Source organism: Desulfuromonas acetexigens, from assembly GCF_900111775.1.
Taxonomy (GTDB): Bacteria; Desulfobacterota; Desulfuromonadia; order Desulfuromonadales; family Trichloromonadaceae; genus Trichloromonas; species Trichloromonas acetexigens.
Genome location: NZ_FOJJ01000023.1, coordinates 99172 through 122582, shown reverse-complemented (window position 1 = coordinate 122582; position 23411 = coordinate 99172). Strand labels below are relative to the sequence as shown.

Genomic DNA, 23411 nt, shown 5'->3' with positions numbered 1-23411 from the left:
GATCAAGGGGATGAAACCGGCTTGTCGGCAGGCATCCTAGCCGATTCAACGGTGGTTGTAAACCTCTGCCGGGGGCCGAGATCCCTTTCCAGGCGATAGTCGACATAGTCCCAAAGCGCCCAGAGTAGCGGGATGGCGGCCAGAGCGAGAAGCAACCGCCGACGACCCGGCGAGAGGGCGGGGCGGGCCGGCGGCGGACCCCAGGGGAACTCACCGGCCCGGCGGCGGCGCAGTTCTCCGGCGGTAATGAGCAGGCTCAGCCAGGCGGCGGCGAGGGCGTAGCCGCCGAGCACATCGCTGAACCAGTGCACCCCCAGGTAGAGTCGACTGAAACCGATGAGCAGAGTCAACAGGCTGCCGCCGACGACCAGGTAAAAGCGCTTTTCCAGATTGTTCAGGCTATCGAGGAGCATATAAACGAGCAGGCCGTAAAAGACCAGGGCGACAAAGGCATGGGCGCTGGGAAAGCCGTGCAGATCCATGACCAGATGGATGAAGGGGGATTCGGGCCGGGGCCGGGCGAAGAGGAGCTTGAAGAGATAGACGAGGAGTTCCCCGGCGAGGGTTCCCCCGGTCAGGAGCAGGATACTGAAATAGCGGCGGCGCAAAAGCAGCCAGAGATTGGCCCCGATCCCGAGGAGGGCGATGACCGGCCCATTACCGAGATAGGTGATGAGCAGGGCGATGGGGTCGGCGACGGGATGGCGTAATCGGGCGAGGCTCTGGTGGATGCTTTGGTCGAGATGAGGGAAGGGGCCGACCAGGAGGATGAAGAGGACGGAAAAGAGAAGGACCCCGGCGAAGCCGGCGGTGAGAAAGAGTCCGGCGCTATGGCGGGGATCGAAGCGATCGGCGAGAAAGGTCCAGAATCCCGGATGGCGTTCTTTGAGACGGCGTGCCGCCGGTCTTTGCAGGAGATTTCGCCATGATTCCGCGATCCGGAGGCGATACCGTTGCCCCAGAGACCAGAGTCGAGGAGCGAGTTTTCTCCAGAAGAGATGATTGCCGACGAGCAGAACCACCAGCGCCGCCAGCAGGTAGCTGAAGCGTCCGGCCCAGAGTTCCACCATCTGCCAACTGGCGCCGAAGAAATAGCCGAGACCGGGATAAGCCAGGCCCCAGAGGATGCCGCTGATGACGGCGTAAAGGGCGAAGAGGCCGGGACGCATGCGGGCGTAGCCGGCGACGAAGGGGATGAAGGGACGGATCAGGCCGATGAAACGGCCGAAAAAGACGCTTTTGCCGCCATGTTCGAGAAAGAAGATCTGGGATTTGCGGAAGAGTCCCCGGTAGCGCTTGAACAGGGGGCGAGCCAGCAGGGCCGCACCCATTCGCGCCCCCAGCCAGTAACTGAGCAGGTCACCGAGGATGGCGCCGAGGGTGGCGGCGAGCACTAGCGGCACGTAGGCGCCCTTGCCGTTGGCGGCGAGAAAGCCGGTGAAGACGATCAGGGTACTGCCGGGCACGACGATTCCGGCGAAGGCCAGGGATTCGCAGAAGGAGATCAGGAAGACCAGGGCGTAGTAAAGTGCCCCGGTCGGCAGCCAGTGAAAAAAATCCTGAATCCAGGCTTCCATAGGTGTTTGTTCAGCCGCCGAAGCGCTTGTGCCAGGCGTCGAAGATCGCCGGCTTGTCTTCGCCGAACCGGCGCAGGGTCTTGCGCACCTCCTCCGGCGTCCGTTCCCGGTCCTGCTCCCGGGGGTTTTTGGAGAAGAAGAGATCGGCGTAGGTGACGATCTCTTCTTCGACGCTCAGCGGGAGCATATCGCGGATCGGCAGGGGCAGGCCCTTATCGCGGATCTCATCCGCGCTCAGGCCGACGCCGATGTGCCGTTCGCAGACCAGGGCATGCCGGGGATATCCTTCTTTTTCCAGCAGTTCCCGCCCCTTGTAGCCGTGGGCCAGATAGGGCAAGGCACCGGGACAGCCGAGGTCCGGCGCGTCGGTGTAGAAGATGCCGATATCGTGCAGCAATGCCGCCTCGCGGACGAACGGCACATCGACCGTTTCCCGTAAGGCGGCATGGCGGGCGGCCTGCATCGCCTTGGCCGCGACCCGGCCGCTGTGGCGCAGCAGGATGCGGTGGGCGAGGGAGCCGGGGGGGTAGTATTTTTCGATCAAGGGGATGGGGTTCATGGGCGCCTCCTCGGGCGGGGTCGGCTGTTCGCATCAGAATAACGGCTCACTGCAAAATCGTCGTCAATTTGGCCAAAACCTCGTCGATGACGGCCTGGGGGACGCTTTCGAGCTTGCGGGCCTGACGGGAAGCGAGATCGAGGGCACGGGGCTGATCGCAACGGATGACCCCGCTCGTCGACGTTCCACTCAAGGGAACGGCAAAGCCGGCCGTTCGCGCGAAATTCCCTCCGGTGGTGATCGGGAGCACGATCGGAGTGCGCGTGAGGCGGTTGAAGGCGCCGGGAGAGACGATCAAAACCGGGCGTCGTCCCTGCTGTTCATGCCCCGAGGTCGGGTCCAGGGAAACCAGATAGATGTCGCCGCGTTCCATCAGATCAACTCGTTGCCCGAGGGTTTTTCATCGAGCCAGACCCGATCCTCCGGACTGATTTCGGCGGAACCGTCACACTGGGCGAGCAGTTCATCGAGGGTGTAACGGGGCTTGACGGAAGGTTCGATCACCAGTCGGCCATCTTCCACGGTCAGTCCCACCGTTTCTCCGGGATGAAGATGCAGCAGGTCGAGAATCGCCGGCGGTACCGCCAGCATGACGGAACCGCCGACTTTGCGCAGATTGGTGGTATGCATGGGAACACTCCTTGTTGGTTATATAAAAATATAACCTATGTTTCTCATCCATGGCAATCACGAAGTAAGAAAGAGCGGACCGTTCGAAAATTCGACCGAGGTCGAAATTCCTCATTGCCATCATTGGGGGGCTGGGATAAAATTCGACCGCGTTCGACTTTTTATGGAGTAAACGATGAGCGGTATCCGCGCAGCGAAAAAACGGGCGACCCGGCAGGCGATCATCGCGGCGGCGGTGCGGCTTTTCGCCGAGCAGGGGTTCGAAAAGACCAGTATCGAGAAGATCGCCCGGGCAGCAGGGATTGGCAAGGGGACGATCTACGGTTACTTTCGCGCCAAGGAAGAGATCTTTCTGGCCTTCTGCGAAGACGAGATCGACTACGCCTTTGCCGTGTTGGCGGAAAAGAACGATCCCGAGGCGCCCGTTCTCGAACAACTGTTGACCCTTTTTACCAGCCAGTTCCGGTTCGTCACCAGCAATCAGGAGTTCGGTCGGCTGCTGATGCGGGAAATGGCCTTTCCCCGGACCGCCGGCCGGGCCCAATCGCAGGAACTCAACAGCCGTTATGTCCGCGGCGTCGGCGAGATTCTCGAGCGCGCCCGCCGGCGAGGGGAGATCGGCGGACGCTTCGACACGCTGACCGCCATCGGCCACCTCTATGCCCAGTACCTGCTCATGCTCTCCAGCTGGTATTCGGGCTATCTGCAAAACGAGGCGGAAATGGCCGCGGTGCTCCGCGTCCTGCTGCGTCAGGCCCTTGCCGGCATCGGCAGCGCCGGGGGGCTTTCCGGCGATGAAAGCACGCTTTTGCACTACCTCCACCAGCGCACCCTCTCCGGCGAAAGTTGATTCGACATGCGCCCAAGTTCTTCCTCCCCCCATAAATCAGGAATGTTCTCCATGCCCCTCTACTTATTACTGATTCTGCTCTTGGCCGGCTGCGCTCAAGAAGGCCCGGGCGAGTCCGCTCCCGAATCTCCCGCAACCGTCGAGGTCAAACGGACCAATGTCGTGGTGGAAACGGTGACGACCCGCGATCTGCGTGAACTGCTGACCCTGCCCGGTTCGTTGGAGGCCTGGGAGGATCTGCTGCTCGCCGCCGAGATCGATGGCCCAGTGCGCTGGCGCGGCCCGCAAGAGGGGGAACGGGTGCAGGTCGGCGAACCACTGCTGCGCATTGATTCCGATAGCCGTCAGGCCGCCCTCGACCGGGCGCGCTCCGAGGCGGAACTGCGTACCGTCTCCCGTGATCGTCTGCGGCGGTTGCGTGACGAAAAACTTATCAGCCCCCAGGAATACGACAATGCCGCCGCCGCCCAGGATGCCGCCGCCGCCGAGCTGCGCCAGGCGCAGGTCGCTCTGGAGAAGAGCACCCTCTATGCGCCGATCAATGGAGTGCTCGACAAGTGGTTGGTCGATCGGGGGGAATATGTCACCGCCGGCATGGCCGTGGCCGAGCTGGTTCAGGTCGACCGGCTCAAGGTGCTGCTGGAAGTGCCGGAGAAGGATGTCGGTTTTCTCACCCTGGGGGAGAAGGTCAGCCTCACCCCGGCTCAGGTCAATCAGACGGGGGGGGAGGAATTTTCCGGCGAGGTCATTCATCTCGCCTACAAGGCTGATCCCCTGACCCGCACCTACACGGCCAAGGTCGAGGTGGCCAACGGCGGGGGACGGCTGCGGCCGGGGATGATCGTGCGCGTCTCCGCCCTGCGCCGGGAGCTGCCCGGGGCGATCGCCATCCCGTTGCACGCCGTTGTCGACCAGGAAGGGCGCAAGCTGGTCTACGTCGCCGAGGACGGAACGGCCCGGCAGCGGGATGTGCGTCTCGGTTCCGTCATCGATGGCCGGGTGGTGGTCGAGGCGGGACTGAGTCCGGGCGAGGCGCTGCTGGTCAAGGGGCAGCATCTGGTCAACGACGGTTCTCCCATCGTCATCGTGGAGCCCTGAGATGCTCATCACCAACGCCGCCATCCAGCGCCGGGGCACCGTCTATGTGCTGATGTTCATCGCCGTCGTCGTCGGCATTTATAGCTATTTGACCCTGCCCCGGGAGTCCAACCCGGACATCACCATCCCCTATGTGCTGGTGGTGACCAATTACGAAGGGGTGGCGTCGGAAGACGTCGAATCCCTCATCACCCTCCCCATCGAGCGCAAGCTCAAGGGGCTCAAGGAGGTGGAGGAGATCCGCTCGGTGAGCGCCGAAGGCTCGTCGATGATCACCATCGAATTTCATCCCGACGTGGATATCGACGACGCCCTGCAGTGGGTGCGGGACAAGGTCGATCAATCCAAAGGGGATCTCCCCAACGATCTGGAGGAAGACCCGTCAATCCTCGAAATCAACCTCTCCGAGTTTCCCATCCTCATGGTCGCGATCTCCGGGGATGTAGGGGAGACCGTCCTCAAGGGGGTTTCCGAGGAGTTGGAGGAACGCATCGAGGAGATTCCCGGGGTGCTCGACGTGGTTCTGACCGGCGCCCGGGAACGGCAGGTGCGGGTCGAGTTCGACCCCGACCGCCTCGCCGCCTACCGCCTCTCTTTCGCCGAGATTCTCGCCGCCATCCAGCGGGAAAACGTCAACATCCCCGGCGGCAGCATCGATCTCGGCGAAGGCAAGTACCTGCTGCGCATCCCCGGCGAGTTCACCGATCCTAACCAGATCGACAACCTGGTCATGGTCACCCGCGACGGCCGCCCCATCTACTACAAGGATGTGGCGACGGTCGACTTCACCTTCGAGGACCGTCTCAGCCATGCCCGCTTGGGGGGCATGGAGAGCATCAGCTTGGCGGTGAAGAAGCGTACCGGCGAAAATATCATCGCCGTCGCCGACCAGGTCTTCGCCCTGCTGGAAGGGGCTCGCGATCTGGTCCCCGAGGGGATCTCCCTGGAGGTGACGCTCAATCAGTCCAAGGATATCCGACGCATGGTCAGTGAGCTGGAAAACAACATCCTCACCGGCCTGATTTTGGTCGTCGCCGTGCTCTTTTTCTTTCTTGGTCTGCGCAACTCCCTCTTCGTCGCCATCGCCATCCCCTTTTCCATGCTCCTCTCTTTTATCGTCATCCAGGCGTTGGACATGACCCTCAACATGGTCGTCCTCTTCAGCCTGATCCTCGCTTTGGGGATGCTGGTCGATAACGCCATCGTCATTGTCGAGAACGTCTATCGCCACATGCAGGAAGGGAACGGGCGCATCAAGGCGGCGCGGATCGCCGCATCCGAGGTCGGCTGGCCGGTGATCAGCTCGACCCTGACCACCCTCTGCGCTTTTTTACCCATGATCTTCTGGCCGGGGATTATGGGCGAGTTCATGAAGTTTTTGCCCATTACCCTGATCATCACCTTGAGCGCCTCGCTCTTCGTCGCCCTGGTCATCAATCCGGTGCTCTGCGCCGGTTTCATGCGCCTGCGCCCGAAGGAACTCCATCCCCAGGAAGATCGCACCCTGATCGTCCGCCTCTACCGCAAGACCCTGGAAATCGCTCTCGATCACAGCTTGCTCGTCGCCCTGGCCGCCTTCGGCCTGCTCATCGGGGTTTCCGCCCTCTACGGGAAGTTCGGGCACGGCCTGGAATTTCTGCCCGATACCGAGCCGAACCGGGCCTTTGTGGAAATCAAGGCGCCGGAAGGGACCCGCCTCGACAGTACCGATGCCCTGGTCCGTCAGGTCGAAAAGCTCGCCCTGGCGGAAGCGGATATCCGTTTCGTCACCGGCGAGGCCGGGGTGGCACCGAGCGGCGAGGCTGGCGCCGAGAGTGGGGGCCAGTCGCACATGGGCAAGGTTTCGATGGAATTTGTCGAACGCATCGATCGCCGGGAAAGTTCCGATGCGGTGCTGGAGCGCTTGCGCCGCGCCCTGGCCGATTTCGCCGGCGCCGAAATCAAGGTCGAGAAGGAACAGCACGGCCCGCCGACCGGTCCGCCCATCAATATCGAAATCAGCGGTGAGAATATCGAGACCCTGGATGCGCTGGTAGCGCAGGCCCGCAAGCTGATCGCCGAGGTGCCCGGCCTGGTCGATCTCAAGGATGACTTCGCCCGAGCCAAGCCGGAAATCCAGATTTTGGTCGATCGTGAAAAGGCCTCCCTGCTCAACCTCTCCACCTCCGAGATCTCCAACATGGTCAAGGCCGCCGTCAGCGGTAGCAAGCTTGGCAACTACCGCTACGGTCAGGACCAATACGATATCGTCGTGCGCCTGCCTGAAGATCGCCGTCAGCGGTTGGTCGATATCGAGAATCTGCTCATTCCCACCCCTGGCGGCGATCCCGTCCCGATTTCCACGGTGGCGACCATACGCCTTGCCGCCGGCTTCGGTGCCATCCGCCATCTCGATCAGAAACGGGTGGTGACGATTTCCGCCAATACCCTGGGACGCAACAGCAACGAGGTGCTCAAGGAGGTGCAGGCGCATCTGGTCGAGCTGAAACTGCCCGGCGGCTACCAGTTGGCCTTCTCCGGCGAGCAGGAAGAACAGCAGAAGGCTATCGACTTTCTCGGCAAGGCCTTCCTCGCCGCGCTCTTTCTCATCTCCCTGGTGCTCGTTACCCAGTTCAACTCCCTCTCCCAGACCCTGATCGTCATGACCTCGGTCATCCTCTCCCTGACCGGGGTGCTGATCGGCCTGCTCGTCACCGTCACTCCCTTCGGCGTCATCATGACCGGCATCGGCGTCATTTCCCTGGCCGGGGTTGTGGTCAACAACGCCATCGTTCTCATCGACTACATCAACCAGCTGCGCGCCCAGGGGATGCCCTTGCGCGAGGCCCTGATCCGCGCCGGCACGGTGCGCTTCCGCCCGGTTATGCTCACCGCCGTCACCACCATCCTCGGCCTGCTCCCCATGGCCGTGGGGATCAGTTTCGATTTCCGCTCCTTAAGCTGGGAGATCGGCGGCGAGTCGGCCGAGTGGTGGGGACCGATGGCGGTGGCGGTGATCTTCGGCCTGACCTTCGCCACCTTGCTGACCCTGGTGGTGGTGCCGGTGTTGTATCGGTTGATGGCGCGGTGGATGGAAAAGACGGAAGTGGAGGAAGGGTAAGAGAGGAAACAAGGGCATTCAGGTGAGTACGGCCATCGGCCGGAAGCGTCATAAGTACCGCTTCCGGCCGATTTTTGTTGGGCGGAATGTGATTCAGGACCAGCGCAGGCTGAAATCCTTCATCTGGTAAATCACCTTGCCGTCGACGGTCAGGTAGCCGTCGGCGGTGAGCAGGTGTCGGGCATCGTCGACGGCGGTGACGACCGCTTCGATGGTGATTTTTTGATTCTCGGGGATGATCTGCCCCCGGTAGTTCCATTGGTGACGCATCCCTTGGGCGACGGTCTCCAGGCGGGTGGCGGGCGTGCCGCCCCAGCGTCTGACCGCGACCACTTTTAGCAGCTGCAAAAAGGATTCGAGACCCAAGGAACCGGGGCAGACGGGGTCCTGATAGAAGTGGGCCTGGAAGAACCACTCCCCGGGGTCGACCCGCTTCGTTCCCCGGATGAAGCCGAGCCCCTGGGGACCGCCGTCGGCGACGAAGAGCTCGATGGCATCGACCATGCGCAGTTGCGTATCCGGGAAGGGGGCGTCGACCGGGTAGGGGAAGGCCTCGCCTCGGGACATCTCCTCGGCGCTCGGTTGATAGGGGCGGGCGTCGCGCACCCCGACCTGCTGGGCGAGGGAGGCGGCAGAGAAAAAGCCGAAGACCGTATCGCCGGTGTAGACCGGCCCCTGGGCATCGCTGATCTCGAAATCGTAGCTCTGGATGATCATGCCGCCGCTGCTGGAGATGCGAGTGATCTTGACCTTGGTGGTCAAGGTGCCCGATTGGGGCGTTACCGGCCGGTGCTGCACGGCGTTGCCGTCGAGGTTGCGGAAGCGCAGGTCGATGTCGCTGGTCAGGGCGCTACCGAGATAGGCGGCGAGCCAGCCGCAGGGTTGCAGGCCGGTTTCGAGCAGGACCGCGAAGGGCATCTCCGGCTGGCGGCCGGCGGCGAAATACCAGGCGTCGGCAGGGACGTCGTACTCGGCTTCGATCGTTACGCCCGGTACCAGCTTCCAGGGTTCGCCGTCGATGGCGACGATGCGGTCGAGAAACTGGAAGGGCGGACGGGGCAGACGGGCGATTCTGCGCTCGCGGTCGAAAATCCGGTAGGGCTCGCCGAAGGCCTCCGAAGGATTGCCGGCGGAAAAGGCCAGGATCTTCTCGTAATCGTAGAGGGCCGGACGCCGGCCCGCGACCGATCCGGGGGTGGGTGATGGCAAGGGCGTTTCATGAATCGCCCCTACGGACGGTTCATTGGACCTCCACAGATTTTCGACCTTCTCCCGGGTCAATCCCGCCAGGCGCACCGACATGTTGGGGATTTCGACGATGGCCTTGCCGTCGGCGAACATCAGGGCATCGACGATGGCGAAAGGTTCCGGGCCGTAGCCGAGCTCCTTGATGCTTACCTGGTAGGTGACGACCTTCGTCGTCTCGATCACCTGACCCCGACACTTGAGACCACTGGCGACGCCGGGCATCGGCTCGCACCAGGTCTCCCCGGCCGCGCCGACCCAGCCCATCCGCAGCAGGTAGATGCGCAGGGTGTGCATGCAGCACTCGTACATCAGGGTGCCGGGCATGACCCGGTCATCGACGAAGTGGCAGGTGAGAAACCAGGCGTCGGGGCGGATGTCCATCTCGGCGCGGATCTGACCCAAGCCGTAACGGCCGCCTGTCGGGTCGAGCTCGATGACCCGGTCGACCAGCTTGAGCCGGCCGCCGGGGAGGGTCTGGGGACGCCCGATGTCGAGATGGGCGAAGCGCGGCCCGAAGGCACCGGCAAGATCGCCGGCGTAGATGGCGTCGACCTGGGCGGCGCTGTAGGCTTCTTTCGCCATCGGCACCAGTTCCCGCCAATCGGCGGGGAGTTTGCCAGGTTGCGGCAGCAGATCGAACTTGGTGTGGACGATCCCCTTGCCCGCTTCCAGTTCCTCGGCGGTGAAGAAACCGGCGCAGCCGTTTTTCATGGAGAGGAACGGTTCGCCGCCCACTGTCGCCTCGAAGTTGAAGCGGAAGAGATAGGTCTGGTCCTGGCGGAAAAACTGATCGATGTGGATGTCGTAGCGGATGATCTCCCCCGGCATCGGCAGGCTGCGGTGGAAGGTGACGACGGCGTCGAGCAGGCGGTAGACCGCCAGCCCCCGGGTGATGAAATCGATCCCCAGATAGCCCGAAAGCCAGAGGTCGGCCTGTCCCGCCTCGACGGCGATACAGGTGGGGATGCGGCCGCCGTCGAGATACCAGCGATCCGCCGTCACATCATGCTCGGTGACGACCCGGCCGTGACTCATGGAGCGCGGTACGCCTTCGACCTCGACAATGCGGTCGACCAGCATCAGCGGCTCGTCGGGGAGGCGCACCCGGGTCGGGAAGGTATCGGCTTCGGCGAACTCGGGTCCGAGCATTTTGGCGATGGAGCCGATCGCCGCTTCCATGCACATCTCCCGACTGAAACGGGCCGGGCGGGCAGGGGCCGCAGGTGGCGCGGACGGCGCCGGGATGGCGGCGAAGAGGCCGGCGGCGGGAGCGACGGGGGGGAGCTCTCCCCCCTGAACGCTTTGGGACAGCAGTTCCATGTGCCAGTTGAGATTTTCCGTCAACGCCTGACGCAGGCCGTTGGCGAAGCTGAGATAGGCGGCGTGCCCTTCGGCCCCGGCGGCGGTCAGCCGCTCCAGCGGGGCGAGCAGGGGATTTTCGGCAAGCACGGCGGCCGTTGCTGACGGCGCGGCTTTCAGCGGAGCTTGCATGGTCGGTGGCGCGACGGGCATCAGCGGCGGGATGGGCGTCGGTGGTGTGGCCGGGGGGGGCTTGACGACCGCAACTGGGGCGGAGGCGGGTGAGGCTGCCGGCGTCCGGGACTCTTCTTTCGCCGGCCGGGGCGGGGCAAAAGGCGCGCCGCCGATCTCGGTGGCGATCAGCGACGTCTTTGCTTTCACTGCCTTGGTACCGGGAACCTCGGGATAGAGGGCGGCGACATCGACCGGCAGCCCTTCGGCGAGGCACTGCGCGAGCAGGCGCAAGATCAGGGAGACGGCGTCGACGCCGGGATAGCAGGCGGCTCGGGCGAAATGAGGACGATCCTTGAGAATGCGGCCGATCATGCGCGTACAGGAGTTGCCGGGGCCCATTTCCAGGAAGATGCGGGCGCCGTCGGCGTAGAGCTGCTCGACCACGCGCGGGTAATCGACGGTATCGAGGGCCTGGCCGAGAATCGCGTCGGCGACGCTGTTTTCATCCAGGGGATAAGAACGCCCCAGGGCACAGCTGTAGAAACGCAGGCCCTCGGGGGGCGTGGTCGGGAAGCGGTGCAGCTCCCGGTAGCGATGGGCGACCTGGTCGGCGACCGGGCAATGGACCGTGGTCACCCCGCGCAGGGGGATGAAGGTCGCGCCGAGGCGTTTGACCACCCGTTCGAGATCGGCGCGACGGCCGCCGATGACGCATTCCTCGTAGGTGTTGACGATCAGCAGATAGACCCGTTCTTCGCCGGCGAGGGCTTGGCGTACCTCTTCCGCCGGGGCGGCGACCAGGCCCAGGGTCCAATCGACCGCGTCCTCCGGCGGCAGCTTCCAGGTCCGGCGGGCGGCCTGGCAGGGCCCGGCCAGATCTTCGGTGAAGAGGGTCGATTCCCGCAGGCGCCGGGCCATGCCGTCGCGATCCTTCCAGACGCCGAAGGAAAAGAATCCGGCCGATTCGCCGAGGCTGTAGCCGCTCACCAGTTGCGGTTCGATGGCGAAGCCTCGCACCAGGTCGCTGACCGCCGTGCCAAGAGCGACCTGGGCGATGACCAGGGCGTTGTGATGCTCGTGGATTGCCTCGTTCAAGCTCTCCCCCCAGAAGTGCTGGGGCAGATACTGGCGGCGCAGATAGTGGCTGGAGGCGTCCTGCCGGCGGTGGATTTCCGGCCAGCGGGCGGAGAGGTCCCGGCCCATGCCGGCGAAGTGATTGCCGGAGCCGGGGAAGATGAAGGCGACTTTGCCCTCGGCGGCGAGCGGCGCGGGGTTATAGAAGATCCGGTCGCGCAGCCCCCGGGGGGTGCGGTCGTTACCGTCCAGACGTTCTTCCGGAAACTCGGTCAGCCAGTCCCGGGCCTGATCGAACAGCGCCGTCAGTTCCTGTCGATCCCCGGCGACCAGAGTCAGACAGCGACCCCGGCTGCGTTCCACGGGATAGCGCCGCAGCCAGGCGCGAGCGAGGTCATCCAGTGATCCTTCCGCTTGGGTGGCGGCCAACTCCCGCAAGGCTTTGAGCTTGCCGAGCAGGGTTTCGGCACTGTCGCCGGTGAGGGCGAAGAGTCCTTCGCGCAACGGCCCCAAGGGGCTGGGAAGAGAAGGGGTGCGCGTTTTCCCCTTGCCGTCGAAGCCTTCGAGCAGGGCTGTCGAGCAGCTGCCGTCGCCACCGAGGGCGCTGACCAAGGCGTGGCGCGGCCCCTCGGCGCGGTCGCGCAGCCAGTATTGGGGGGCGCAGGCCAAGCGGTAGGGGCGTTTCCGTTTCGCCCAGGGGGTGCCGTCGATCTGGGACGGGCACAGCGGCGGGAGGATCTGGTGATGGAGGGCGAGAGCGGCGCGCACCAGCGAGGCGAGCCCGGCGGCGTGACCGGCATGGCCGATCTCGGCCTTGACCGCGCCGATCCAGCAGGGCCGGTCGTCGCCGCCGGCATCGAGGAACTCGGCCAGGGCCGCGCCTTCCAGGGCATCTTCCTCGAGGTCTCCGCTGCCGTGGGTTTCCAGATAGTCGACGGCGGCGGGCTTAAGCCGGGCCTCCTGAAAAGCCCGGTGCAGGGAGAGATCGAGGGCGGCGCGATCGGGGCGGGAACTTTCGGCGGCGCCGCCGGTGGCGCTGCCGATTCCCTGGATGACGGCGTAGATGCGGTCGCCGTCGCGCTGGGCGTCCTCCAGACGTTTGAGGACCAGGGCTGCCGCGCCCTCACCGATGAGGGAGCCGTCGGCGTCGGGCTGGAATGGGCGGCATGATCCCGAGGGGGAATAGGGTTGCTTATCCTGGCGGCCGAGGACGGCGCGCAGGTCGCCGTGGAGATCGACGGCGCCGACGACGGCGCGGTTGACGGCGCCCTCGCGGAGGGCATGGACCGCCACCTCCAAGGCGCGCAGCCCCGAGTTTTCTTCACTGGAGAGGGTGAAACTCGGCCCGCCGACACGGAACTCCTTGGCGATGCGGCTGGCGACGATGCTCCCCAGTCCGCCCATCACCCGGTTGGCGGTCAAAGGCGGTCCGGCGGCCTCGCGCAGTTCGGCGATCCACTCGGCCATGCTTTTTTCATCCAGCTTGCGCCCCAACTCTTCCGCCCAGCGGCGGGCGAGGCGGGGGATCTCCCAGCGGAAACTGAAACCGGTGGCGTTGAGATCGAGGCCGGTGCCGATGAAGACCCCGGCGTGAAGCAGATCCTCCCCTTTGAGCTGGGCGTCGCGCAGGGCCTCATCGGCCACTTGTAGCATGAGCAGCTGGCGCGGCAGCATTTCTTCCAGTTCTTTGGGAGGAATGCGGAACTCTCCCGGTGCCGCCGCCACGGTCGGCACGAAGTGACCGCGCAAGGCCGCGGCGTTGATGCCGCTATCGCGCAGCCAGCGGCTTTCTTCCGCCCCCCACCAGCGTGTTGGCGATGCAGCCGCCGGTCCTTCTCCGGCGCCAAAGACTTGCCGTTGAAAGGTCGCAAGATCTTCCCAGGGACCGAAATGGGCACCCATTCCGACGATGGCGATGGGCTGGGGCGTGCGCTGAAAAGAAGGGGGGAAGGCCACCCGGCTCTTGCTCGGCTGGGGGGGCAGCCACTCTTCGATCAGCAGATGGGCGTTGATGCCGCCGAAACCGAAGGCGCTCACCGCTGCCCGGCGCGGCCGGCCCGCTTTGCGCGACGTCCACGGCCTGGCCTCGGCGAGGATGGCAAAGGGGCTCTGGTCGAGATCGATGCCTTTGGCCGGAGCGCGGAAATTGGCGGTCGGCGGCAGGGTTTCCGCTTGCAGGGCGAGCAGCACCTTGGTCAGGGCGGCGGCGCCGGCGGCGGTAAGCAGGTGGCCGATGTTCGATTTCACCGAGCCGATGATGCAGGGCTCCCGGCGTTGGGCGCCATCCCCCCAGAGACTTTTCAGACTGGCGAACTCCACCGCGTCCCCCACCGGGGTGCCGGTGGCGTGACACTCGATGAGATCGACGTCGCTCGGATTCCAGCCCGCCTGCTGGTAGGCGGCGCGCATCGCCCGCAACTGTCCCTCGGAAGCGGGGGCGAGGAGGCTGCCGCCGAGATCATTGGAGAGGCCGATGCCGCGGATCACCCCGAGGATGCGGTCGCCGTCGCGCAGGGCGTCCTCGGTGCGCTTGAGCAGGAAGATACCGCAGCCTTCGCCGACGACCAGACCGTCCCCCTGTTGATCAAAGGGGGAACAGGTGCCGGTGGGGGAGACGGCATGAAGCTGGGAAAAGCCCATCTGGGTGTAGAGGGGATCGGGGCGGGAGAGCCCGCCGCTGAGCATGGCGTCGGCGCGGCCGGAAAGGAGTTCCTCCACCGCCAGATGTATGGCGTAGAGGGACGAGGCGCAGGCGGCGTCGAGGGTGTAGCTGGGTCCGCCGAGACCGAGGGCGCGGGCCAGCAGCCCGGCCGGAAGCCCGGCGACCCGGTGATTGACGGCGGCGACGACGGGGGGACCGACGCGGCTCTCCCCCAGCAGCCGTTCCTCGAAAGTGCGGCCGAGCCAGTCCCGGGCCAGGGCCGAGGCCGATTCGCTGGGCAGGGCGAGATGGCCGATGATGACCCCGACGCGGCCGCGGTCGAGGGTGTCCGTTTTTCCTCCGGCGAAGGCGCGGTGTCCAGCGCGCAGCAGCAGGTGAAAGAGAGGATCGAGTCCGGCGGCGAAATCGGGGTCGATGGCGAGATCTTCGGGCAAGGGGCCGAGATCCCCCTCGATATAGCAACCCTTGGCGGAACAGACCTTATCCGGGGCGCCAATCCGCTGATCGTAGACCTCCTCCGGTTCCAGCAGCCAGCGCCCCTTGGGGGGGCGACGGGAGCTGTTGACGCCGTTGACGATATTGTTCCAGAAGGCTTCGAGGGTCGGCGCGTCGGGAAAGATCCCGCCGAGGCCGACGATCGCCACCGATTTTCCGTGCTTCATGCTCAGGCGGCTCCCTGCAGTTTATTCCGCTGGAAGCTCTGGTTCAGCGAGGCGTCGATGACGCACTCATAGTCCTCGATGCGGGCGATGAGCCGGCCGTCGGCGGGATCGACGAACTCCATGTCGGCCGCCGCCGTGCTCGGACTCTGGCGGGTGACCTGGATGCGGATTTCGCAGCCTGCTTCGGGGAAACGCTCGGCGTACTGACGGTAACGTCCGGTGAAGACCGGCAGGGAACCGGCGTTGTAGCGCTCGAAGCTCCACAGGATCATCAACTGGAAGGCGCAATCGAGCACCAGGGGATCGGCGAGCCAGGAGTTGCGCAGGGGCTGAGCGATCCAGTCGCCGGGGGCGGGAGCGCCTTTGGCCCGGGCGCTGATGCCCGCCTCCGAGCAGCCGAGAATATCGGTCAATCCCTGGAAGTCGGCGCCGTGGAAAAGCCGCTCCGGCCGGTAGATTTCACCGATCGGCCGGGAGTAGGCCGCCAAATCCAATGGCTCGGCCGCCGCCCGCGCGGCGGGGAGGCGGTTGGCCAGCACCACCTTAGCGCGGGTATGGACCAGAGGCCGGCCGGAGTCGACGCGGCCGGAAAGCTCCACCGGCACCACATGGAAACCGTCGCTCTTGAAGGCTTTGCCGGTCAGCACCTGCAGGGAGCGCAGATCCTCGGCGCCGAGGGTCACCCCCTTCATCACTCGCAGGTCGTTGAAGCCGTGGAAGCGCAGGCCAGGGTTGTTGTGGATCGCCGCTTGCGCCAGCCACTCGACCATCATCGCCATAGGCAGCACCGCCTTCTTGTCCATGACGTGGGACTGGAGGAAGGGATACTGGGCGACGCTCAGGTCGAGATCGAAGGCCTTGGAAACGTGGATGTTTTCCGGCGGCGCCGGCGGTTCTTCGCTGGCGGCGGTTTCGCGGGTGCCGAGGATGACCAGTTCCACCGGCCCGCCCGGGGGCGTCGCCAGTTCCTGGATCAGGTAGTCGGCGCCCGCTTGCAGGCCGATCACTTCGACCCCTTCCTGAGCGAAGAGCTTCTTCAGCCCCGGTGTCACCATGCCGCCGTCCCAGGGGCCCCAATTGAGGGAGAGCACCCGGCAGTGGGGACGCAGCCGCGCCTGCTGCTGGGCGATCTTGTTGAGCACTTCGTTGGCGACGGCGTAGTCGACCTGGCCGGTGCGGCCGAAGCGGCCGGTGGAAGAGGAAAAGAGGGCCATGAAGCGCAGTTCGTCGTCGCCGACGGCATCGAGCAGGGCGCGCAGACCGGCGATCTTGGTGGCATAGACCATTTCGAACTGCTCCAGGGTTTTATCGGCGATATGGCGATCGGCGAGAACCCCGGCGCCGTGGATCAGTCCCCGTACCGGGCCGTGTTCATCCCGCGCCTTGGCGATGACCCGGGCCAGTGCTTGACAGTCACGCAGGTCGACGCTGCGATAGAGGGCCCGGCCCCCCGCTTCCTCGATGCGGCGCAGATTGGCGCGGATTTCCCGGCCGTGCAGCAGGCTCTGGTAGCGCGTTTCCAGATCCTTTGGTTTCAACGGGCTTTCCGCATGCTGGAGCAGGGCCTGCTTGATGGCCGTCTCTCCCTGCAGATCCCGCAGCCACTCCGGTTCCGCTTCCGGCGCCGAACTCCGCCCGAGAAGAAGGAACGTCGCCTGCCCGGCGCGGGCCAGGGCGATCGCCACTTCCGCCGTGACGCCACGGGCGCCACCGCTGACAACAACGAGATCGTCGGGGGAAAGGGGCAGCTCGCCGGGTTCCCCCGTAAGGGGGGTGGTCGTCAGTTTGAGGGTGTGCAGACCGGCGGCGGAGAGGCCGACTTCCCGCGGTCCGTCGCGGAGAATTTCTTCGGCCAGGGCCGCAGCCGCCTCATCCGGTGAACTCCAGTCATCCGCCAGGTCGATGGCTTTGCAGTGCACCTTCGGCCATTCGTGGGCGGCGGTTTTGCTCAACCCGGCGAGACCGCCGGAAAGGGGGTCGGCGGGCGCGGCGCCGGGCGAAAGTCCGAAACTGCCGTTGAGGCGGGAGACGGTGACAAAGAGGGCGTCGCGCTCTGCGGCGACGCGATTGAGACCGGCCCCGGCGATCTGCATGAGGCGGAAAGTGCGTAGCAGGTCGCGGTCCTCGCAGCCGGCAACAGGCGTAAGCAAAATCAGCCCGGCCAGTTCCGACGGCGCCGGGAGAAAGTCAAGTTCATCGAGGGGGATCAGCCGGGTAAGCTGCCCCTGATCTTTGAGGCGTGCCGCCAGATTATGAGCCAGAGGAGAGCCGTCGTCACCGATCCAGAGCTCCAGTTCGCCCCCGGCCAGGGTCAACCGCGCGCGTTCCGCCTTGGGATTGAGCGGGACGACCTTGAGCAGTTGGCGCTCGACGGAACCACCGGCGACGGGCTCGGCCGGAAGTGCGGCAGGGGCGGGCGCCGGGGCGCCGGAAACACTGGCGAGGAAGTCGACGATCTGCGCCACCGTTTGCAGGGTGCCGAGGTGTTCCGGCTTGATCGGCGGCGCTTCGGGGAGCTGCTCCTGCAGGGCGGAGAGGATTTCGACGCGCTTGATGGAATCGATACCGAGATCGGCGTCGAGAGCCATATCGAGTTCGAGCATCTCGCGGGGGTAGCCGGTCTTCTCGGCGATGACGGCGAGGAGTACCTCGGCGACCCGACCGGAAGCCAGGCCCGGCGCGACAGCGACGGCGGAAGCTGTCCCTATGGCCGGAGCGGTGACGGCGAGACGCTCGACGATCTGCCCCAGGGTCTGCAGGACGCCGAGTTCGTCCGGGCGCACCGGGGGCGCGTCGGGGAGCTGCTCCTGCAGAGCGGAGAGGATTTCCACCCGCTTGATGGAATCGATACCGAGATCGGCGTCGAGAGCCATATCGAGTTCAAGCATCTCCCGGGGATAGCCGGTCTTCTCGGCGATCACCGCGAGGAGCACCTCGGCGACCCGGTTGGAATCGAGAGCGGCGGCAGGGCTCGCGGCAGCAACAGTCATGGCTGCGGCCGGGGCAGCGACGGCGAGACGCTCGACGATCTGCCCCAGGGTCTGCAGGACGCCGAGTTCGTCGGGACGAACCGGGGGCGCGTCGGGGAGCTGCTCCTGCAGGGCGGAGAGGATTTCGACGCGTTTAATGGAATCGATGCCGAGATCGGCGTCGAGAGCCATATCGAGTTCGAGCATCTCCCGGGGGTAGCCGGTCTTCTCGGCGATAACGGCGAGAAGCACCTCAGCGACCCGGGTGGAATCCAGAGCGGGGGAAGGGCTCGCGGCAGCAACGGGCGTGGCTGCTGACGGGGCGACGGCGAGGCGCTCGACGATCTGTCCCAGGGTCTGCAAGACGCCGAGTTCGTCGGGGCGCACGGTTGGCGCTTCGGGCAACTGCTCCTGCAGAGCGGAGAGGATTTCAACGCGTTTGATGGAATCGATGCCGAGATCGGCGTCGAGAGCCATATCGAGGTCGAGCATCTCCCGGGGATAGCCGGTCTTCTCGGCGATGACGGCGAGCAGCACCTCGGCGACCCGGCCGGAATCCAGACCCGGCGCGGTGGTGATGGCGGGAGTCGTCGCCATGATGGGAGAGGCGACAACGGGCGGGGCCATCGTTACCGGTGGGGCGACGGGCGGCGGAGAGGCCGGGGCCACAACCGTGGGGGTTGCGACCGCGGCCGGTACGGTGCCGGGAGCCGTGCCGAACATCCGGCGCTGCTGCTCGACCAGACTGAGGAAAGACTGGACCGCTTGCTCCTGGCCGGTAAGAAACTGCTGATGCAGGCGGGCGGTCTGCTCCTGCAGATTCTGCAGGGCTTGCAAGCCCTGGCGGCTGAGGTTCATGGCTTCACGCAGTGCTTCGTTCGAAGGTTGCGCGGGAGTCGGTATCGCGGCGGCAGCGGGGAGCGAGACCGGCGTCGGAGCGGCGGCCGGTGAGACGGGAGCCGCTGCCGGAGTGGGGGGCGTGACCGGCGCGGGGCGGGCCGCGGCGGGACGTTTCGGCGGCCGCTTGAAGTAGTTGGCGCCGCCGATGGAGACGGTCAATCCGGCCTTCTTCCCCGTTGCGGCTTCCGCTTCCTCGGGGCGATCATCCCAGCGATCGAGGCTTACGGACTGGCCAAGCACCGCCAGTTGTGCCAGGGCGCGGGCGAGATCGAGCAGGGCCGAGCGTTTGCCGTTGGCGGCGTCGATGGCCAGGGCCTGATGGGGGCGGTCGCCGAGAATCGCCTTGACCATGCCGGTGAGGCGGGCGCCGGGGCCGACTTCGAGAAAGACGCGGATGCCGGCGGCGTACAGGGCTTCGATTTCCTGCACGAACTCCACCGGTTTCGCCAGCTGGTTCGCGAGCAGATCCCGGACGGCAGCGGCGTCGGCGGGATAGGGGGCGCCGCTGGTATTGGCATAGACCGGCGTCCGGGCGCCGCGAAAGGCCACATCTTTCAGTTTTTCGGCGAAGGGGCCAGCGGCGTCGGCGACCAGTTCACTGTGAAAGGCGGCGGCGACATTGAGCATCGTGCAGCGCAGACCCCGTTTGCCCAAGCATTCGGCGGCCCGTTGGATCTCTGTGACGGGGCCGGAAAGTACCCCTTGTTCAGGCGTATTTCTGTTGGCTAGAACGAGGTTTAGCTTCTCTTCTTCAAGTGCTTTCTCAATCTCAGCCAGCGGCGCCGAGACCGCCAACATGGAGCCCTTGTCACCACTGCCGGCGGCCATCAACTCACCGCGCAGGCGCGACAGCCGGTGCAGGTCGGCGGCATCCAAGACTCCGGCGGCGCAGAGGGCGGTGAGCTCGCCGTAGCTGTGTCCGGCGAATGCCGAGGCGCTCAGGCCGAAGTCGGCGAGGACGCTCCAGGCGCCGAGGCTGACCGCACCCAGGGCCGGTTGCGCCACCTCGGTGGCGCGCAGGCGTTCGCTTTGAGCCTGGCGTTCGCCGTCGGTGAAGGCCGGGCGGGGATAGACGAAGTCAGAGAGCGGTCCGGCCTCGCTGGGAAAGAGACGATCCGCCTCTTCGAAGCGTTGGAAAAAGGCGGGGAAGTGCAGGGCCAGTTCCTTGAGCATCCCCGGATACTGGGCCCCTTGGCCGGGAAAGAGCACCGCCGGCGGCGCCTCGGCCTCCCCGGAAGCGAAACAGATGCCGTCCGGCGTGGTCCAGCTTTTCTGGGTGCGGTTCTTCTCCAGCTGGGCCAGGGCCTTGCGAACCTGTTCCGCCGGTTCCGCTCCATCACGGACGAAGACCAGGGCCAATCGAACGTTATGGCGGGGATCGAAATTGCGGCGGCTCGTGCGGGCGGCGCGGGCCAGTTCGGACCAGGGACCGGTGGTGGGGAACTGTTTCAATCCCTGTTCCAGGCCGTTGTTGTCGGCGGCGGAAAAGGCGGCGATCTGGATATCATCGGACCAGTCGACAGTCGCTTTTTCGGGACGGTATTCTTCGAGAACACAGTGGAAGTTGCTGCCGCCGAAGCCGAGAGCGCTTACCGCCGCGCGACGGGGATGGCCGGAGGCGGGGAGCCAAGGACGGGTTTCGTTGTTGATGTAGAAGGGAGTTTTCCCCGAAGTCACGGCGTCCTGCGGTTTTTTGACCTTGATCGTCGGCGGCAACACCTTGTGGTGCAGGGCCAACGCCGTCTTGATCAGCCCCGCCGAACCGGCGGCGGCCTTGGTGTGGCCGATCTGCGATTTCACCGAACCGAGGGCGCAGGTCGGCTGTTCGGCATCGCCGAAGACCTCGCGCAGAGCTTTGACTTCGATGGCATCGCCGACCCTGGTGCCGGTGCCGTGGGCTTCGATCAGGCCGATGGTGGCCGGTTCGACGCCGGCGTTTTCATAGGCCCGGCGCAGGGCTTTCTGCTGGCCCGAGGGGCTCGGTTCGTAGATGGCGCTCCCCTTGCCGTCGCTGGAGGTGCCGATCCCCTTGACCACGGCGTAGATCTTGTCGCCGTCCCGCTCGGCGTCGGTCAGGCGCTTCAGCACCAGGATGCCGAGGCCCTCGCCGAGGGTCGTGCCGTCGCCGTCGGCATCGAAGGGGCGGGCATGGCCGCTGGGAGAAAGGGCCGGAGTCTTGCTGAAACAGGTGTACATGAAGATGTCGTTGAAGGTGTCAATGCCGCCGGTAACGACCATGTCGGATTGGCCGGTAGCCAGCTCCAGGGCCGCCAGGTTGAGGGCGGAGAGGGAGCTGCCGCAGGCGGCGTCGCAGACGCAGTTGGTACCGCCGAAATTGTAATGCTTGCTGATGCGGCCGGCGACAACGTTGCCGAGCAATCCGGGGAAGGAGTTCTCCTGCCAGGGGACATAGGCGTCGCCGATGCGCTGGACGGCGTCGTCGATGGCGGCATCGTCGATCCCCGCCTCCTTCATGGCCGAGCGCCAGATGGGATGGCCGAGGCGGGCGCCGAGGGGGATGACCAGCTCCAGGGCGCCGGTGACGCCGAGAATGACGCTGACCTTTTCCCGATCGAATTCCCGCTCCGGGCCGTAACCGGCATCCTTCAGGGCCTGGCCGACGGCGACCAGGCCGAGGAGCTGGGAGGTGTCGATCGCTTCCAAGGCGTTGGGCAGGATGCCGTAATCCATGGGATTGAAGGGGACAGGGTCGAGAAAACCGCCGAGCTTGGCGTAGACCTTGTCCGGCGCCTTGGGATTCGGGTCGAAGTAGTCCGCTGCCCGCCAATGGCTTTCGGGGACCTCGCGGATGGCATCCACGCCATTCTTGATGTTGGACCAGTAGGCCTCGACGTTATCGGCTTTGGGGAAGAGGCAGCCGAGGCCGACGATGGCCAGGGGAGGAAACGGAGTGGTGTGGACATTCTGTTCGGCGCGATCGGTTTTCAACGGAGGTACTCCTTGAGATTCTCGGTTTCCAGGGGCGCGTAGGCCGCAGCGGCGGCAAGAGGAAAGCCCTGGAGGATCAGCTGACGGGCGCGCCAGAGATAGGCGGCACCGAGCAGCAGGTTGAGAGCGACAGGCACCACCCGGCGGCGGGTGGGGTCTTCGAGAAAGGTGCCGGCGGTCCATTCGTTGAAAGCGCCCATGGCCGGACCGCACCAGATCTGGTAATCGATTTTCCGCGAGCTCTCCCCCCGGTTCGCCCAGACCGGCGATTGCCCCAGATACCAGCGGAAGATCAGGGCCATCTTGTGCTTGGGATCCTGTTGCGCCCGTTCTACCTGGCGGGGATCGCGTTTGGCGAAATAGGCGCGGGTCTCTTCCCAGATGTTTTCCAGGGGGGTGCGAAAGAACGTTTTTTCAAGCTTTTGCCGTTCGGCGGCGGGGATCTCATCGATGCTGCCGCACTGGCGGTAGAGTTCAAGGAGGCGGGCGGCGCGCATGGAAAACATGGTGCCACGTTTGAGCACCTGCACATGCACGCCCATCTCGAACATATCCGCCGAAGGCGCCATGGTGATATCGGCCTGGCGGGTTTCGGCGAGCATTTTGCGGACTTCGTCGCAGGTGCCCGACTCGACGCAGGCCTGATTGACAGTGCCGGTGACGAGATAGGCGGCACCCATGGCGAACGCGGCCAGAGCCGAGGCTGGGGTGGCGATGCCGCCGCCGAGGCCGAGTCGCGGGGACTGATCGTAGCGGTAGCGGGCTTGAAGCTTGTCCCGCAGCGCGAGGATGGAGGGGAAGAGGGAGATGGCCGGGCGGTTGTCGGTGTGCCCGCCCGAGTCAGCCTCGACGGTGATGTCCTGGGCCATGGGGATGTGCGCCGCCAGTTCCGCCTGTTCGGCGGTGATCTGGCCGCACGCGACCAGTTCCCTCAACAGCCGTTCCGGCGGCGGGGCGAGGAACTTGGCGGCCAGTTCCTCCCGGGAAAGTTTGGCGATAATCCGGTTCGGTGTGATAATTTGTCCCGAGCCGTCGCAGTGGATGCCGTGGACGCGGAAGCGCACCACCGGCAAGGTCAGATCGAGAAAGGCCGAGGCTTCGATCAGACGGACGCCGCGTTTAAGGTAGAGCTCCACCAGCGCCGCTTCCAGGTCGGGCTCGTTCGGGCTGTGGATCAGGTTCATCCCGAAGGGATAGGGGGTCGCACCGCCCTGGAGTTGTGCGATAGCCTGCTCCACCTCGTCAAGGGGGAGGCCGGCGGCGCCGAAAAAGCCGAGCATTCCGGCGGCGCCGAAGGCCTGGGCCATGGCGACGGAACTGATCCCCTTGGCCATGGAGCCGCCGACATAAGCGTAGCGCAAACCGTGATCGCGGCAGAAGTCGGGATCGCCCAACTGCTCGGGGGGGCAGGGGGGAACCATGCCGACAAAAGGGACGGTCGGCGCGCCATCGTCGGTAAGGGCGGATCCCGTCTGAAGACACCCCTGGTCATCGATGAAGAGGGGGGTGTCGGTCTGGAGCAGGGCGGCTGCGGTCGTCGCCGGTTGCCGCGGGGCGGGGTGGAAGAGGCCCAGTGCGGGTCCGGACCCTGGTTTCATCTGGTTCAAGCAAAACTCCTCGTGCCGGGCGAAGGGATCGCCACACCGGGAATATCGTCTAC

General features: G+C 65.3%; 10 protein-coding genes. 3 read left to right on the top strand and 7 right to left on the bottom strand.

Going from position 1 to position 23411, the window contains the following annotated elements; all coding sequences use genetic code 11:
• Positions 1-2 precede the first annotated feature (2 nt).
• Genes BQ4888_RS09500 through BQ4888_RS09485 form a run of 4 tightly spaced genes read right to left on the bottom strand, consistent with a single transcriptional unit; the run spans position 3 to position 2766 of the window.
• On the bottom strand, positions 3-1577 hold the full coding sequence (locus tag BQ4888_RS09500; protein ID WP_092056740.1) for a bifunctional DedA family/phosphatase PAP2 family protein: 1575 nt from the start codon (positions 1575-1577) through the stop codon (positions 3-5).
• Between the two features lie 10 nt (positions 1578-1587).
• A complete protein-coding gene (locus BQ4888_RS09495) occupies positions 1588-2136 on the bottom strand; it encodes an HDIG domain-containing metalloprotein (RefSeq protein ID WP_092056738.1) in 549 nt (182 codons plus the stop codon).
• Between the two features lie 46 nt (positions 2137-2182).
• Complete coding sequence (locus BQ4888_RS09490) at positions 2183-2509, bottom strand: type II toxin-antitoxin system PemK/MazF family toxin (RefSeq protein ID WP_092056736.1); 327 nt, start codon at positions 2507-2509, stop codon at positions 2183-2185.
• Positions 2509-2766, bottom strand: a complete 258-nt coding sequence (locus BQ4888_RS09485) for an AbrB/MazE/SpoVT family DNA-binding domain-containing protein (protein WP_092056734.1) — start codon at positions 2764-2766, stop codon at positions 2509-2511. The genes BQ4888_RS09490 and BQ4888_RS09485 overlap by 1 nt, the downstream gene beginning before the upstream one ends.
• Positions 2767-2941: 175 nt before the next feature.
• On the opposite strand from BQ4888_RS09485, the gene BQ4888_RS09480 reads away from it, so the two are divergent.
• From BQ4888_RS09480 to BQ4888_RS09470, 3 genes are read left to right on the top strand one after another with little or no spacing between them, the layout of a single operon-like run.
• A complete protein-coding gene (locus BQ4888_RS09480; protein ID WP_092056732.1) occupies positions 2942-3616 on the top strand; it encodes a TetR/AcrR family transcriptional regulator in 675 nt (224 codons plus the stop codon).
• Between the two features lie 51 nt (positions 3617-3667).
• Positions 3668-4714 carry an efflux RND transporter periplasmic adaptor subunit gene (locus BQ4888_RS09475; RefSeq protein ID WP_170232809.1) on the top strand — a complete coding sequence of 349 codons (1047 nt, stop codon included), beginning with the start codon at positions 3668-3670 and terminating at the stop codon, positions 4712-4714.
• A 1-nt stretch (position 4715) separates the two neighbouring features.
• Positions 4716-7814, top strand: a complete 3099-nt coding sequence (locus tag BQ4888_RS09470) for an efflux RND transporter permease subunit (RefSeq protein WP_092056728.1) — start codon at positions 4716-4718, stop codon at positions 7812-7814.
• Positions 7815-7907: 93 nt separating this feature from the next.
• Here BQ4888_RS09470 and BQ4888_RS09465 read toward each other — a convergent pair whose 3' ends face one another.
• From BQ4888_RS09465 to BQ4888_RS09455, 3 genes are read right to left on the bottom strand one after another with little or no spacing between them, the layout of a single operon-like run.
• Positions 7908-14933 (bottom strand): beta-ketoacyl synthase N-terminal-like domain-containing protein, encoded by a 7026-nt coding sequence (locus tag BQ4888_RS09465; protein WP_092056726.1) that lies wholly within the window; start codon positions 14931-14933, stop codon positions 7908-7910.
• 2 nt (positions 14934-14935) lie between these two features.
• Positions 14936-21751 carry a type I polyketide synthase gene (locus BQ4888_RS09460; RefSeq protein WP_092056725.1) on the bottom strand — a complete coding sequence of 2272 codons (6816 nt, stop codon included), beginning with the start codon at positions 21749-21751 and terminating at the stop codon, positions 14936-14938.
• Positions 21748-23349 carry a PfaD family polyunsaturated fatty acid/polyketide biosynthesis protein gene (locus BQ4888_RS09455; protein ID WP_092057130.1) on the bottom strand — a complete coding sequence of 534 codons (1602 nt, stop codon included), beginning with the start codon at positions 23347-23349 and terminating at the stop codon, positions 21748-21750. Before BQ4888_RS09455 ends, BQ4888_RS09460 begins: the two co-directional genes overlap by 4 nt.
• Positions 23350-23411 lie beyond the last annotated feature (62 nt).

Coding starts and splice junctions, on each gene's coding strand:
- BQ4888_RS09500 (WP_092056740.1), bottom strand. CDS start 1,577: ATGGAAGCCTGGATTCAGGATTTTTTTCACTGGCTGCCGACCGGGGCA.
- BQ4888_RS09495 (WP_092056738.1), bottom strand. CDS start 2,136: ATGAACCCCATCCCCTTGATCGAAAAATACTACCCCCCCGGCTCCCTC.
- BQ4888_RS09490 (WP_092056736.1), bottom strand. CDS start 2,509: ATGGAACGCGGCGACATCTATCTGGTTTCCCTGGACCCGACCTCGGGG.
- BQ4888_RS09485 (WP_092056734.1), bottom strand. CDS start 2,766: ATGCATACCACCAATCTGCGCAAAGTCGGCGGTTCCGTCATGCTGGCG.
- BQ4888_RS09480 (WP_092056732.1), top strand. CDS start 2,942: ATGAGCGGTATCCGCGCAGCGAAAAAACGGGCGACCCGGCAGGCGATC.
- BQ4888_RS09475 (WP_170232809.1), top strand. CDS start 3,668: ATGCCCCTCTACTTATTACTGATTCTGCTCTTGGCCGGCTGCGCTCAA.
- BQ4888_RS09470 (WP_092056728.1), top strand. CDS start 4,716: ATGCTCATCACCAACGCCGCCATCCAGCGCCGGGGCACCGTCTATGTG.
- BQ4888_RS09465 (WP_092056726.1), bottom strand. CDS start 14,933: ATGAAGCACGGAAAATCGGTGGCGATCGTCGGCCTCGGCGGGATCTTT.
- BQ4888_RS09455 (WP_092057130.1), bottom strand. CDS start 23,349: ATGAAACCAGGGTCCGGACCCGCACTGGGCCTCTTCCACCCCGCCCCG.